Genomic DNA, 13,879 nt, shown 5'->3' with positions numbered 1-13,879 from the left:
CTCAGGCGGGGGTGATCGCCAGCCGCAGCTCCTCCAGGGTCCGCCGGACCAGCGCGGGCAGGTCGGCGGTGGCGCCCTCGTCGACCCAGCGGTCGTAGGCGACGGTGAACACGGCCACGCCGGTGTGCGCGGCCAGGCGGGCCTGGTCCGAGCCTGCCCCGCGCCGGAGCAGCACCTCCACGACCCGCCCGGCCAGGTCGGCCATCTTGACCAGCTCCCGCTCCTGCAGGTCGGTCGAGGAGGCGATGAGCGCCCGCCGCTGGCGCTGGAAGTCCGCGTACTCCGCGAGCTGGGCCCCGGCTGCGGCGAAGGCGCCGATCACGGCGTCCATCGGGGAGGCGTCCTCGGCGGCCTGCTCGACGGAGGCGAGGACGCCGGCCTCGAACAGCTGGGCGCCGGAGAAGAAGACCTCGCGCTTGTCGGCGAAGTGCCGGAAGAAGGTGCGCTTGGTGAGGCCGGCGGTCTCGGCGATCTCGGCCACGGTGACGTCGTCGAAGCCGCGTTCGAGGTAGAGGCTCATCGCCGCCTGCTGGAGCCTGCCGCGCGCGTCCGCCTCCCACCTGCCCATGCCGCCATCCTAGCGCGGATGACACCAGGTGACATCGAGTGTTACGGTTGCAATGTCACCAGGTGACATCACGAACCGAGCAGAGGACGACGGACATGACCGGCAACACCGCAGCCTGGATCCCCCGCGAGTACGCGCAGCTCGAGGTCGGGCCCGCCCCCTACCCGACGCCCGGCCCCGACCAGATCGTCGTCCGCGGCCACGCCGTCGCGGTCAACCCGCTGGACTGGGTGCTGCAGGTGGCCGGTCCGGTGGCCTACCGCTGGCTGACCTACCCCACCGTGCTGGGCTCCGACGTGGCCGGCGAGGTCGTCGAGGTCGGGTCGGCGGTCACCCGGTTCGCCGTCGGGGACCGGGTGCTCGGGCACGCGGTGGGCAGCGACAAGGACAGCAACAGCGCGGCCGAGGGCACGTTCCAGCAGTACTCCGTGGTCCTGGAGCGGATGGCGTCCCCGATCCCGGACTCGATGTCCTACGAGAGCGCCTCGGTCCTGCCGCTGGCCGTGTCCACGGCGGCCAGTGCGCTGTTCCAGGACGACCTGCTGGGGCTGCGCCACCCGACCGCCACGCCGGAGCGCACCGGCGAGGTGGTGCTCGTCTGGGGCGGGTCGACCAGCGTGGGCAGCAACGCCGTGCAGCTCGCCGTCGCCGCGGGCTACGACGTCGTCTCCACCGCCTCGCCGAGGAACTTCGACCACGTGCGCGCCCTGGGTGCCAGTCAGGTGTTCGACTACACCAGCCCCACCGTCGTCGCCGACCTGATCGCCGCCCTGGCGGGGCGGACCGTCGTCGGTGCGATCGCGTTCGGCGCCACCGCGCTGCCGGCGTGCGTGCAGGTGGTGGCCGCCTCCACCGGGCGGAAGTTCGTGGTCGCGGCCAGCACGCCGGTCTCCTTCGAGGGCCTCGGTGAGCCCGACCGGCCGCGGTTCGCGCTCCCGCGGACGGTGCTCCGCCTCGGCGCGAAGACCGTCGCCCAGCAGCTGCAGGCCCGGCGGGCCGGGGTCACCACGAAGTTCGTCTTCGGCACCAGCCTCAAGCACAACGAGGTGAGCACCGCCGTCTACCGGGACTTCCTGCCCGCCGCGCTGGCCGAGGGCCGCTACGTCGCGACCCCCGAGCCGCTGGTCGTCGGGACCGGCCTGGAGTGCCTGCAGGAGGCCATGGACGTGCAGCGCCGCGGCGTCTCGGCGCGCAAGGTGGTCGTCACCCTCCCCTGACCGGGCTCACTTCGAGTCGACCCGGCCGACCGGGGCGACGTCCGCGGCACGGACCGCGGGCCACGCGGCGGCGTCGACGCCGAGCGCGGTGCGCAGGTAGGCGGTGCTCGCACGCTGCACCAGGGCGACCCGCTCGGGGCTCTCGTCGGTGGTCTCGGTGACGCCGTGGCCGGAGATGCCCCCGAGGGAGTGCTCGCCACCGGCGAGGGTGAGCAGGTCGGTGGCGCCGGGGCTGAGCCGGTACACGTCGGTGAACCAGTCCGGCCCACGGGTGGAGAGCCTCGACTGGTCGGCGTCGCCGGCGATCACGAGGGACGGCGTGGTCAGCGTGCTGAAGTCCGGGCGCATGAACCCGAAGTTCGCAGCGGCGAACCCGGTCAGCTCCTCGCCGGTGCCGGTGGTGGCGAGCAGGACGCCGGCGGTGATCCGCGGGTCGGTGAGGCTCTCGCCGGGGACACCGTCCTCGTCCAGCACCCGCGCACCGAGCAGCATGCCGACGCTCTGGCCGCCCCAGGAGTGCCCGACCGCGGCGACGCGGCTGCGGTCGACCCGGCCGGGCAGCCCGGGCACGGCGGCGGTCAGGGGATCGAGGGCGTCCAGGACGTGCCCGAGGTCGCTGACCCGGGTCCGCCAGATGTGGGCGTACCGCGGGTCCTCGGGGGTCACCGCCAGCGTCCGGGAGTCCAGGAAGGTCGGCTGCAGCACGACGAGGCCGGCGGCCGCCCAGTGCTCGACCAGTGGGGCGTAGTCGTCCATGGACTTGCCGAAGCCGTGCGCGAACAGGACGACGGGCAGGTCGGTGCCGGTGGTGGGCGCGGTGACCCGGACCTGCAGGTCGGTGCCGCGGCCGGGCACGGGCAGGACGAGGGGTCGGACGGAGACGACAGGGGTGGTCACGGGGTTCCTCCGGTTGTGGTGGGGCGCGTCCGCCCGGCATGATGAGCTGAAACGGAACGCGGTTCCGCAAGCGTACGGAACGTTGTTCCGTTTTGTCGAGGAGGACGTGTGGGAGAGGAGCCGGTCGCGCCGCGGCCACGGGCGGACGCGCAGCGCAACGCCAGCGCGCTGCTCGGCGCGGCGGCGAGGGTGTTCGTGCGCGCAGGTGTCGAGGCGCCGGTGCGGGACGTCGCAGCGGAGGCGGGCGTCGGGGTGGCCACGATCTACCGGCACTTCCCGACCCGGGCCGACCTGGTCGTCGCCGTCTACCGCCACCAGGTGGACGCCTGTGCCGAGGCCGGCCCGCGGCTGCTGGCCGAGGAGGCCGACCCGTACGAGGCCCTGGTGCGCTGGATCGACCTGTTCGTGGACTTCCTGGTGACCAAGCACGGGCTCGCCGCGGCCATGCACTCCGACGCGGCGGGCTTCGAGACGCTGCACGCCTGGTTCCTCGACCGGCTGGTGCCCGTCTGCACCGAGCTGCTGGACGCCGCTGTCGGCGCCGGTGAGGTGCGCACCGAGCTCGACGGCCTGCAGCTCATGTGGGGCGTGGGCAACCTCTGCATCGGCGACGACCCGCGCTACGACGCGCGGCAGCTCGTCGCCCACCTGCTCGCGGGGATGCGGACCTGACCCCGGGTGGCCGGTCGCCGCAGCCGGCGGGCATGCCGCAGGATCAGGACATGACCGCCACCGTGCCTGCCGCTGTCGTGCCCTTCGACGTGGCGTCGCTCCGCGCGCACTTCCCGGCCCTCGTCGACGGGGCCGCCCACTTCGACGGGCCGGGCGGGTCGCAGACGCCCGACGTGGTGGCCGCCGCCATCGCGGCGACGATGACCCAGCCGATGTCCAACCGCGGCACGGTCACCCAGGCCGAGCGCAACGCCGACGCCGTCGTGCGCAACGCCCGGCAGGCCGTCGCCGACCTCACCGGCGGGGTGCCCGGCGGCGTCGTCTTCGGGCGCAGCGCCACCGTGCTCACCTACGACCTGGCCCGCGTGCTGAGCACCGGCTGGGGCGCCGGTGACGAGGTGGTGGTGACCCGGCTGGACCACGACGCCAACGTCCGCCCGTGGGTGCAGGCCGCCGAGGCCGCCGGGGCGACCGTGCGCTGGGCCGACTTCGACCCCGCCACCGGTGAGCTGGCGCCGGAGGTGGTGGGCGCGCTGCTGTCCGAGCGCACCCGGCTGGTCGCCGTCACCGGCGCGTCGAACCTGATCGGCACCCGCCCCGACGTCGCCGCGATCACCGCCCTGGCGCACGAGGTCGGTGCGCTGACCTGGGTCGACGGCGTCCACCTGACCGCGCACGCCCCGGTCGACGTCACCGCGCTGGGTGCGGACTTCTTCGTCTGCTCGCCCTACAAGTTCCTCGGCCCGCACTGCGGCTGCCTGGTCGCCGCCCCCGAGCTGCTGGAGACCCTGCACCCGGACAAGCTGCTGCCCTCGAGCAACGCCGTCCCGGAGCGGTTCGAGCTGGGCACGCTGCCCTACGAGCTGCTGGCCGGCACCACCGCGGCCATCGACCTGCTCGCCGGCCTGGCCGGGTCCGACGGCGACCGTCGCACCCGGCTCGTCGCGGCGATGGCCGCGCTGGAGGAGCACGAGGACCGGCTGCGGCACCGCATCGAGGACGGCGTCCGCGACCTGCCCGGCGTCACCGTGTGGTCGCGCGCCCCGCACCGCACGCCCACGCTGCTGCTCACCTTCGACGGGCGCACCGCCGCCGACGCCTACCGCTTCCTCGCCGAGCGCGGGGTCAACGCCCCGGCCGGCTCGTTCTACGCCATCGAGGCCTCCCGGCACCTGGGGCTCGGCGACACCGGCGGCCTGCGCGTGGGCCTGGCGCCCTACAACGACGACGCCGACGTCGACCGCCTGCTGGACGGTCTCCGCGCGTTCAGCGCATGAGGCGGAGCGGACCCGTCGGCGTCAGCGCGACGGGTCCACTCCGCTACCGCTCGGCGACGGCCCTGATCGCGGCGAGGGTGGCCGGGATGCCGTCGAGGGCCGCCCGGGTGCGGTCCTCGATCTGGGCCTGGGCGTCCGCGCCGTAGCGCTCGGCGAAGGAGGCCAGGCCGGCGGGGAGGAACTCCCACTCCTCGGTGAGCAGCGTGCCGCCCTCGACCGGGGCCATCGTGAAGGCCCAGCGCACCAGCCGCCCGCCGACCAGCCAGGCGAACTCGCGCCCGCGCTCGGCCGTGACGACCTGGCTGCGCGTCTCCCAGGTGCGCCCGGGCACCTCGTTGCGGCCGGTGAACCACGCGCCGGGCACCGCCGAGGCGCCCTCGTCCCACCAGCACGCCCGGCAGACCGGGCTCCACTCGCCGGTGCGGGTCACGTCGGACACCAGGTCGTAGACCTCGTCGGGGGTGGCGGCGACGACGACGGAGGCGGAGTGCGTCAGTGCGGTCACCCGCGCATCCTCCCAGCGAGTTCGTGCCAGATCGGAGGGGTGCGACGGGAACCGGCGGGTACCGGACGCTCATGAACATCGACAAGAGCCAGATCCTCGAGCTCCTGAAGTCCCAGGGTGACAACGACAAGGCCGCCCAGGCCGACTCCGAGCTGCCCGACCAGGTCGACACCGACCAGCACGCGGGGCTGCTGCAGAAGTTCGGGATCAACCCCATGGACCTCATCTCGAAGTTCGGCGGCGGCGGCGGTGGGGGCCTCGGCGGCCTCCTCGGCCACTGACCTCTCTCCCCACCCCTTCTCGCTAGGAGCACCCGCATGGCCAACACGCTCTCCCGCTCGCTGCACGACGTCGGTCTCGCCGCCTGGTTCGGTGGCACGCTCGCCAACGCCGTCGCCCTCAACGCCGCCGCTGCCGAGGCCGGCAGCGACAAGGCCACCGGCGCCGTCGCCAACGCCGGCTGGGACCGGTGGACCCCGGTCAACGCCGCCGCCATCGGCGCCCACCTGATCGGCAGCGTCGGCCAGCTGGCCGGCAACAAGGACCGCGTCGCGCAGCAGCAGGGCGTGGGCGGCATGTCCACGGTCAAGACGCTGCTCACCGCCGCCGCCCTCGGCGTCACCGCCTACAGCCGCGTGCTCGGCAAGATCGTCTCCGCCAACGGCGCGACACCGTCCAAGCGCGGCACCAAGGCCTCGAAGACCGCCAAGGGCGAGGTCGCGGCCGCGCAGGCGAAGCTCGACCAGCTCCAGTGGGCCATCCCGGCCATCACCGGCGCGCTGGTGATCGTCAGCTCCTACGCCGGCGAGCAGCAGCGCCCGTCCGAGGTGCGCCGCGGCATCGCGGAGAAGAACTCGTCGATCTGATCGGCGTCCCGGGAGCGGGGCCGGTCACCGGTCCCGCTCCCGGGCTCCCCCGGACGAGGCTGGCCATCGGGGCCGCTCGCGGGCAGCATGGCCGGATGCGCACCTGGCTCCTCACCGCACCCCGGTGGGTCCACCGTGTCGCGTCCGGGGTGCTCTTCGGTGGCCTGACGGCCGTCTTCTACGGCCTCGAGGACGACCACTCCTGGACCGCCGCCCTCGTCGGTGGCGTGGCGGGCGGTGTCCTGTTCGGCCTGGTCATGGGGTCGTGGTCGTACCGGACGGCGCGCGGGACGCACGCCGTGGTCGCCGGCCTCACCCCGGCCCAGCGCCGCACGGCAGCCCGGGTGAGCTGGCACGGACCGGCCCCGCACGACCCCGCCGTGCGCGCGGCCGCGGTGCGGATGATCGACCACCAGCTGGCCCTCTACCTGCCGCTGCGCGCCTTCACCCTCATCGTGGGGGTGCTGATGCTCGCCCTCTACGTGATGGCAGCGCTGGTCTCCTCGCCCTGGTGGTGGCTGGTCGTCCCGGTGTGGGTCGGCATGATCACGCTCTCGCTGCTGGCCCCCGCCCGGCTGCGCCGTCGCCGCGCCCTGCTGACGGGCGCCCCGGCGCTCAGCTGAGCCGCACCTCGACGTCCACCGGGCCGGCCTGGTCCAGGGCGACCGTCGCCGACCCGTCCGGGCCGGTGACCGAGTAGTCGCCGAGGAAGCCGGTGACCGGCACGCGGCCGGCGTCGTCGGTGCGCAGGGTGGTCGGCGGCAGCCACCACTCGCCCCTCACCAGGTCGCGGAGGGCGTCGTAGGACGGCTTGGGCGTGCCGTCGGCACGCAGCAGGCCCACCGGGGCGCCCAGCCACGCGCCGGCGTCGGTGATGCCCCAGTAGGTCGCGGCCTCGACGGCGGGGTGGGAGAGCAGGGTGCGGTGGTGGCGCACCAGCTCGTCGGCCTGGCGGGCCTCGCCCTCGGGGGTGGAGGGCCACTCGTCGACCTGCCAGTCGTTGAGGTCCTCGACCTCCGGCGGCATCAGCTCGCCCGAGAGCAGCGTGGACTCGGTGAGGTGCAGGGGCAGCCCGAACCGGGCGAACCGCTCCAGCACCTCCAGCGTGCGCTCCTCGCCCCACCAGCCCTGGTGCATGTGGCTCTGCAGGCCCAGCGCGTCGATCTGCACGCCGGCCTCCAGGCAGTCCTCGACCAGGTGCTCGTAGGCGCTGGACATGTCGAAGTCGTTGAGCAGCAGCGTGGCCGAGGGGTTCGCGGCCCGGGCCTCCTCGAACGCGAGCCGGACCGTGCCGACGCGGCCGAGCCGGCGGGCGAGCCGGCTGAGCGCGTTGTCGTACCTGTCGAACACCGGCATGATCACGACCTCGTTGATCGCGTCCCAGGTGTCGACCACGCCGGCCATGTCGGTGACGTCGCGCCGGATGCGCGCGCGCAGCGCCGCCTCGACCTCGGCGTCCGTGCTGTCGAGCAGCCAGTCCGGGGCCAGCGTGTGCCAGGCGAGGGGATGGCCCTTGACCACGACGCCGCGCTCGGTGAACCACTCCGCGGCCCGCCGCAGCCGCGCGGTTTCCGGCCGGCCGCGCACGGGCTCGAACTCGCTCCAGTAGAACGGCAGCGTGGCGGCGTTGAACACCTCCAGCCACCGGTCGGCCAGCGCGGCGGCCTGGGCCGGGGCGGCGGCTCCGCCGAACACCGAGCCCGGCACCGCCTCGTCCTCGCCGTTGGCCAGCGGCACCAGGTCGAAGCCGATGCAGCCGAACAGGAACCGGTGCCGCAGCTGCGCGACGGTCACCTCGGCGCCGGCCAGCGGCTCACCGTCCCGGCCGCGGACGGTGAGCGTCGCCTCGGTGCGCCGGTGGTGGAGCTGCGGGTCGACGGCGGACGGGCGGCTGGCGGCGGACCGGACCTCGGGCGGCATGCACGCAGCCTCACCGGGCCGGCCGCCGTCCGCACGTCGGGGTCAGACCCCCGGCGCCACCAGACCGGGCGCCGACCGGCCGGGCAGCAGGTCGGCGGTGGTGAGCACGAGCAGGAAGACGATCAGGACGGCGACGGCGAGCACGGGGACCTCCGGTGGTGGCGTGGTCCCCACGGTCGTCGCCGTCCCTGGACGGCTGCCCAGCTGCGGCTGTGGATCGGCTGCCCGGGCTCAGAGCCGGACGGTCTCGTTCTCCCCGCCGTCGTAGGGCTGTCCGGTGACCTTGGCCTTGGCGAAGCTCAGCGCGGTGGCGATCCGGCCGCCGGGGGTGTCCCAGTACTCCGCCGAGGTGCCCTCGACCCGCAGCAGCACGATCGATGCGTCGTCCGGGCCGTCGGGGAACCAGGCGGCGACCCCGCCGTTCCACAGCTCGCGCTTCTTCTCCGGGTCGTCGACCACGGACGCGCGACCGGTGAGGGAGACCCAGGTGCTGCCCGAGCCCACGGTCACGTTGACCTCGGGGTGGGCGTCGAGGTGCCCGACCTTGCGGGAGCTGCGCTCGGCGAAGAACCAGAGGTCGCCGTCGAACTCGACCTCCTGCAGCGCCATCGGGCGGCTGGTCAGCGTGCCCTGCGGGGCGGTGGTGGTGAACATCGCGATGCGCTCGCCGGAGATCAGCTCGGCGACCTTGTGTGCCTCGGGAGTGGTCATGCCTCCTCCCTGCCCCTCCGGTGCCGGCGTGACACCGGTGTTGCACGTGGAACAGCGGGGACGACGACGGCCCGGCCCCCGGTGTGCGGGGGCCGGGCCGTCACGGGTGAGTCAGAGCGCGCCGGCGAACAGCGGGACGGCGTTCTCCAGCGCGTACTGGATGCTCTGCGGCGTCGCCAGGGAGAAGGCGTTGGCCAGCGTGGCGTCACCGAGCACCACGCTGTGGCCGGCCTGCACCGACGGGATCGCCTGCCACAGCGGGTTGTCGGTGATCTGGGCGGCGTCGACGAAGATCGGGAACGCCACGGTCAGGCCGGCGTCCAGCAGCGGCAGCTGCTCCTCGCTGACCGGGACGAAGAAGCTGTCGGTGGCGAGGTCCTGGATGGCCGGCTTGTTCGTGAAGCCCAGCTTCTCCATGAAGTCGACGCGGCCGTCGCCGCGCACGTAGGCCCCGAAGCCGGTCGACCCGTAGGCGGCCACGGCCACGTCGACGCCCTTGAACTCCGGGTGGGCGGCCGCGGCGGCGGTGAAGGCGTCGTCGACCTGGGCGGCGACCGCGTCGGCCTCGGTGGTCTTCCCCAGCGCCTGGCCGACCAGGTCGAGCTGCTGGGTGTAGGTGGTCAGGTACGGGTCGACGCCCTCGGGCTGGCCGATGGTCGGCGCGATCGCCGACAGCTTGTCGTACCGCTCCTGGGTCGCCGGGGACTTGGTGTCCAGGATCAGGTCCGGCTTCAGCGCCGCGATCGCCTCGTAGCTCGGCTCGAGGGTCCCGATGATCTGCGGGGCTTGGTCGTACTCGCCCGCGGCCCACGGGCCCACGCCCTCGCCGCCGAAGGCCAGCCAGTCGCTGGCCCCGACCGGCTGCACGCCCAGCGCCAGCGCGGTCTCCGCGTCGCCCCAGCCCAGTGCGACGACGCGCTCCGGGGCCTTCGGCACCTCGACGTCCCCGAAGGCGGTGGTCACGGTGACCGGGAAGCTCGACTGACCGCTGGTGGGGGCGGTGCTGCCCTGGGCGCTGCCGCCCCCGGAGCCGGCGTCGGAGCCGCCGCAACCGGCGAGGACGAGAGCGGCGGCCAGGACGGCTGTGCCGCGGAGGGCGGTGCGGGACGACATCGTGCTCCTTGCTGAGACGGTCAGGTGAGGCTCACCTAAGCACACGGACGTCACGGGCAGGTCACCGTCGACCGGACGGGCTGCAGCGGGTGCGGCAAGTCGGTGGCCAGGGCCGCTGCGACCGGCGACACTGCGGCGGTGCTGCTCACGCTGTCGACCACCCACCGGCCGGCCACCGACCTGGGGTTCCTGCTGCACAAGAACCCCGCCCGGGCCCAGCAGGTGGAGGTCTCGACCGGGACGGCGCACGTGTTCTACCCCGAGGCCACCGACGAGCGCTGCACCGTCGCGCTGCTGCTGGAGGTCGACCCGATCGCCCTCGTGCGCGGGAAGGGCGACGGGGAGGGGTTCGCGCTCGGGCAGTACGTCAACGACCGCCCCTACGCCGCCTCCAGCCTGCTCGCCGTCGCCCTGGGCAAGGTCTTCGCCAGCGCCCGCCGCGGCGTGAGCAAGGAGCGGCCGGACCTGGTCGACACCCCGCTGCCGCTGGAGGTGCACCTGCCGGCGCTGTCGTGCCGGGGTGGCGCCGCGCTCGCCGAGCGGTTCTTCGCACCGCTGGGCTGGGCGGTGCAGGCCACGGCCGTCCCGCTGGACGAGCAGTTCCCCGAGTGGGGCGCCTCCCGGTACGTCGACCTGCGGCTCACCGGCACGCACCGGCTGGCCGACGCGGTCAACCACCTCTACGTCGGGCTGCCGGTGCTCGACGACGCCAAGCACTACTGGGTCAGCACCGACGAGATCGACAAGCTGCTGCGCGCCGGCGGGGGCTGGCTGGCCGCCCACCCCGAGCGCGAGCTGATCGCCGCCCGCTACCTCGCCCACCAGGGGCGGCTGGCCGGCGCGGCGATCGCCCGGCTGGCCGAGGCCGACGACGCCGACCCCGAGGTCCTCGACGACGCCCCCGAGGTGCCCGAGCGGCCGACCTCGCTGGCCCAGCTGCGCCAGGGCGCCGTGCTGGCCGCGCTCCGCTCGGCCGGCGCACACCGGGTGCTGGACCTCGGCTGCGGCAACGGCGCGCTGCTGCCGGCACTGCTCGCCGAGCCGGCCTTCACCGAGGTGGTGGGCGTGGACGTCAGCGCCCGGGCCCTGGAGGTCGCCGCCCGCCGGCTGCGGCTGGACCAGCTGCCCGAGCGCCAGCGTGCCCGGATCACCCTGCTGCAGGGCGCGCTCACCTACACCGACGCCCGGCTGGCCGGCTACGACGCCGCGGTGCTCATGGAGGTCGTCGAGCACCTGGACCCCGACCGGCTGCCGGCCCTGGAGCACGCCGTCTTCACCGCGGCGGCGCCGTCCACGGTGCTGGTGACCACCCCCAACGTGGAGCACAACGTGCGCTACCCGGCGCTGGCCGCCGGGGGCATGCGGCACCGTGACCACCGCTTCGAGTGGACCCGCGCGGAGTTCACCGACTGGGCGCAGGGGGTGGCCGGACGACGCGGCTACGCCGTCCGGTTCCTCGGCGTCGGCCCCGACGACCCCGAGGTCGGGCCGCCCACCCAGCTCGCGGTGTTCACCCGGGAGGTGGCGGCATGAGCGAGCTCGCCGTCCCGGAGCTGTCGCTGGTGGTGCTGATCGGTGCCTCCGGCTCGGGCAAGTCCACCTTCGCGCGGCAGCACTTCCTGCCCACCCAGGTGCTGTCCAGCGACGCCTGCCGCGCCATGGTCGCCGACGACGAGAACGACCAGTCGGCGACGCCGGCGGCCTTCGCGGTGCTGCACGCCATCGCCGCGGCCCGGCTGCGCGCCGGCCGGCTCACCGTCGTCGACGCCACCAACGTCAAGCGCGAGGACCGCGCCTCGCTGGTGCAGCTGGCCCGCGACCACGACGTCCTGCCGGTGGCGATCGTGCTCGACCTCCCCGAGGGCGTCTGCCTGGAGCGCAACGCCGCCCGCCCCGACCGCGACCTGGCCCGTACCGTCGTCAGCCGGCAGCGCGCCGAGCTGCGCCGCGGCCTGCGCGGGCTCAGCCGCGAGGGCTTCCGCAAGGTGCACCGGCTGGGCAGCGTCGCCGACGTCGACGCCGCGGTGGTCACCTACGAGAAGGCCTACAACGACCTGCGCGACCAGACCGGCCCGTTCGACGTGGTCGGTGACGTGCACGGCTGCCGCGCCGAGCTCGAGGCGCTGCTCGGCCGGCTCGGCTACACCGTGACCCGCGACGAGCAGGGCCGGGCCGTGGACGCCGTCCCGCCGGAGGGGCGGCGCGCGGTGTTCCTCGGCGACCTCGTCGACCGCGGCCCGGACTCACCCGGCGTGCTGCGCCTGGTGATGGGCATGGTCCGCGCCGGCCACGCCCTCTGCGTGCCCGGCAACCACGAGAACAAGCTGGTCAAGGCACTGCGCGGACGCGACGTGCAGGTCACCCACGGCCTGGAGACGACGCTCGCGCAGCTGGCCGAGGAGAGCGAGGAGTTCCGCACGGACGTCGCGGAGTTCTGCCACGGCCTGGTCAGCCACTACGTGCTGGACGGCGGGGCGCTGGTGGTCGCCCATGCCGGCCTCACCGAGGAGCTGCACGGTCGGGCCAGTGCCCGGGTGCGCAGCTTCGCCCTCTACGGCGACACCACCGGGGAGACCGACGAGTTCGGGCTGCCGGTGCGCTACCCGTGGGCGCAGGACTACCGCGGCCGGGCGGTGGTGCTCTACGGCCACACGCCGGTGCCCGAGCCCGAGTGGGTCAACAACACGCTGTGCCTGGACACCGGCTGCGTGTTCGGCGGCCGGCTGACCGCGCTGCGGTACCCCGAGCGCGAGCTGGTCGACGTCCCGGCGGAGCGCACCTGGTACGAGCCGGCCCGGCCGTTCCTGCCCGACGCTGGGCCCGCCCCGGAGCGGCCCGCCGAGGTGCTCGACGTCGCCGACGTGCTGGGCAAGCGGGTCGTGGAGACCCGGCTGTCCGGGCGGGTCACGGTGCGGGAGGAGAACGCCGCGGCCGCGATCGAGGTGATGAGCCGGTTCGCCCTCGCCCCGCAGCAGCTGGCCTACCTGCCGCCGACGATGAGCCCGGTCGCCACCTCCTCGGTCGAGGACCTGCTGGAGCACCCGGCCGAGGCATTCTCCTACTACCGCGGCGAGGGCGTGGCCGAGGTCGTCTGCCAGGAGAAGCACATGGGCTCCCGCGCGGTGGCGCTGGTGCGCCGCTCGGACGCCGGTGGCGACCCGACGCGGCCGGTGGGGGAGCGCGGTGCGTTGCACACCCGCACCGGACGGGCGTTCTTCGGCCCCGAGCTGTCCACGGCGTTCCTGGCCCGGCTGTCGCAGGCGGTGGCCGACGCCGGGGTGTTCGACGAGCTGGACAGCGACTGGGTGCTGCTCGACGGTGAGCTGCTGCCCTGGTCGGTGAAGGCCGGTGACCTGGTCCGCGGTCAGTACGCCTCGGTGGGGGCCGCGGCCCGGTCCGTGCTGCCGGTGGCCGAGTCGGTGCTGGTCCAGGCCGCCGCGCGCGGTCTGGACGTCGGCGACCTGCTCGACCGGCAGCGCGCCCGCACCGCCGACGCGCTGTCGTTCACCGACGTCTACCGGCGCTACTGCTGGCCGACCGACGGGCTCACCGGCACCGCGTTCGCGGCGTTCCAGGTGCTGGGTGCGGCCGGTCGCACCTTCGCCGACCGCCCGCACGACTGGCACCTGGGGGTCGCCGACCGGCTGGTCGCCGCGGACCCGGAGCTGCTGCGCGCGACGGCGCACCGCAGCGTGGACGTCACCGACCCGGCGGCCGAGCAGGCGGCCACCGAGTGGTGGACGGCGCTGACCGCCGACGGCGGCGAGGGCATGGTCGTGAAGCCGGCGGCCAACCTGACCCGCGCCCGGCGGGGCGTCGTCCAGCCCGGGCTCAAGGTGCGTGGCCGGGAGTACCTGCGGCTGGTCTACGGCCCCGACTACACCGCCCCGGCCAACCTGGCCCGGCTGCGCGACCGGAACCTGGGCCGCAAGCGCGGGCTGGCGCTGCGCGAGTACGCCCTGGGGCTCGAGGGCCTGGAGCGGCTGGCGCGGGGGGAGCCGATGTGGCGGGTCCACGAGTGCGTGTTCGCGGTCCTCGCGCTGGAGAGCGAGCCGGTCGACCCCCGGCTCTGACCGGGCGGCCGGGCGGGAACAGGAGAGGTGCCGGACCGGTTCATCCAGGTGTCGCGATCA

At 74.5% G+C, this 13,879-nt stretch carries 14 protein-coding genes; 8 read left to right on the top strand and 6 right to left on the bottom strand.

The features are described from left to right. Position 1: 1 nt before the first annotated feature. Positions 2–568 carry a TetR family transcriptional regulator gene (locus tag KUM42_RS09535; RefSeq protein WP_237496527.1) on the bottom strand — a complete coding sequence of 189 codons (567 nt, stop codon included), beginning with the start codon at positions 566–568 and terminating at the stop codon, positions 2–4. A gap of 95 nt (positions 569–663) precedes the next feature. Here KUM42_RS09535 and KUM42_RS09530 point away from each other — a divergent pair, with 95 nt between their 5' ends. Continuing rightward, complete coding sequence (locus KUM42_RS09530) at positions 664–1,785, top strand: zinc-binding alcohol dehydrogenase family protein (RefSeq protein ID WP_237496526.1); 1,122 nt, start codon at positions 664–666, stop codon at positions 1,783–1,785. Positions 1,786–1,791: 6 nt separating this feature from the next. Here KUM42_RS09530 and KUM42_RS09525 read toward each other — a convergent pair whose 3' ends face one another. Next, a complete protein-coding gene (locus KUM42_RS09525; RefSeq protein ID WP_237496525.1) occupies positions 1,792–2,682 on the bottom strand; it encodes a hypothetical protein in 891 nt (296 codons plus the stop codon). 108 nt (positions 2,683–2,790) lie between these two features. Here KUM42_RS09525 and KUM42_RS09520 point away from each other — a divergent pair, with 108 nt between their 5' ends. Both KUM42_RS09520 and KUM42_RS09515 read left to right on the top strand, forming a co-directional pair. Next, positions 2,791–3,354: a TetR/AcrR family transcriptional regulator gene (locus KUM42_RS09520; protein WP_237496524.1), complete on the top strand. Its 564-nt coding sequence runs from the start codon at positions 2,791–2,793 to the stop codon at positions 3,352–3,354. A gap of 50 nt (positions 3,355–3,404) precedes the next feature. After that, complete coding sequence (locus KUM42_RS09515; RefSeq protein ID WP_237496523.1) at positions 3,405–4,631, top strand: cysteine desulfurase-like protein; 1,227 nt, start codon at positions 3,405–3,407, stop codon at positions 4,629–4,631. 43 nt (positions 4,632–4,674) lie between these two features. Here the strand turns inward: KUM42_RS09515 and KUM42_RS09510 are convergent, their stop codons facing one another. Then, positions 4,675–5,136 (bottom strand): SRPBCC family protein, encoded by a 462-nt coding sequence (locus tag KUM42_RS09510; RefSeq protein ID WP_237496522.1) that lies wholly within the window; start codon positions 5,134–5,136, stop codon positions 4,675–4,677. A 71-nt stretch (positions 5,137–5,207) separates the two neighbouring features. On the opposite strand from KUM42_RS09510, the gene KUM42_RS09505 reads away from it, so the two are divergent. The 3 genes from KUM42_RS09505 (at position 5,208) to KUM42_RS09495 (ending at position 6,625) form a co-directional block, all read left to right on the top strand. Beyond that, entirely contained in the window at positions 5,208–5,417 is a 210-nt protein-coding gene (locus tag KUM42_RS09505; protein WP_237496521.1) for a hypothetical protein, read from the top strand. 36 nt (positions 5,418–5,453) lie between these two features. Then, the gene (locus KUM42_RS09500; protein ID WP_237496520.1) at positions 5,454–6,002 is read left to right on the top strand and encodes a hypothetical protein; all 549 of its coding nucleotides are present in this window, start codon (positions 5,454–5,456) and stop codon (positions 6,000–6,002) included. A 95-nt stretch (positions 6,003–6,097) separates the two neighbouring features. Continuing rightward, positions 6,098–6,625: a hypothetical protein gene (locus tag KUM42_RS09495; protein ID WP_237496519.1), complete on the top strand. Its 528-nt coding sequence runs from the start codon at positions 6,098–6,100 to the stop codon at positions 6,623–6,625. Here KUM42_RS09495 and KUM42_RS09490 read toward each other — a convergent pair. From KUM42_RS09490 to KUM42_RS09480, 3 genes are all read right to left on the bottom strand, one after another. Continuing rightward, the gene (locus KUM42_RS09490) at positions 6,618–7,922 is read right to left on the bottom strand and encodes an endo-1,4-beta-xylanase (RefSeq protein ID WP_237496518.1); all 1,305 of its coding nucleotides are present in this window, start codon (positions 7,920–7,922) and stop codon (positions 6,618–6,620) included. The genes KUM42_RS09495 and KUM42_RS09490 overlap by 8 nt on opposite strands. Positions 7,923–8,153: 231 nt before the next feature. Continuing rightward, positions 8,154–8,633: a pyridoxamine 5'-phosphate oxidase family protein gene (locus tag KUM42_RS09485; RefSeq protein WP_237496517.1), complete on the bottom strand. Its 480-nt coding sequence runs from the start codon at positions 8,631–8,633 to the stop codon at positions 8,154–8,156. Between the two features lie 111 nt (positions 8,634–8,744). Further along, positions 8,745–9,746, bottom strand: coding sequence for an iron-siderophore ABC transporter substrate-binding protein (locus KUM42_RS09480; RefSeq protein WP_237496516.1), 1,002 nt, complete (start codon positions 9,744–9,746; stop codon positions 8,745–8,747). 138 nt (positions 9,747–9,884) lie between these two features. Between KUM42_RS09480 and KUM42_RS09475 the strand changes: the two genes are divergently transcribed. Together KUM42_RS09475 and KUM42_RS09470 are read left to right on the top strand one after the other, a co-directional pair. After that, entirely contained in the window at positions 9,885–11,279 is a 1,395-nt protein-coding gene (locus KUM42_RS09475; RefSeq protein ID WP_237496515.1) for a 3' terminal RNA ribose 2'-O-methyltransferase Hen1, read from the top strand. Next, entirely contained in the window at positions 11,276–13,819 is a 2,544-nt protein-coding gene (locus KUM42_RS09470) for a polynucleotide kinase-phosphatase (protein ID WP_237496514.1), read from the top strand. The genes KUM42_RS09475 and KUM42_RS09470 overlap by 4 nt, the downstream gene beginning before the upstream one ends. The last annotated feature ends 60 nt before the right edge of the window (positions 13,820–13,879 follow it).

Source organism: Modestobacter sp. L9-4 (assembly GCF_019112525.1).
Taxonomy (GTDB): Bacteria; Actinomycetota; Actinomycetes; order Mycobacteriales; family Geodermatophilaceae; genus Modestobacter.
This window is presented reverse-complemented; position numbering and strand designations above follow the sequence as displayed.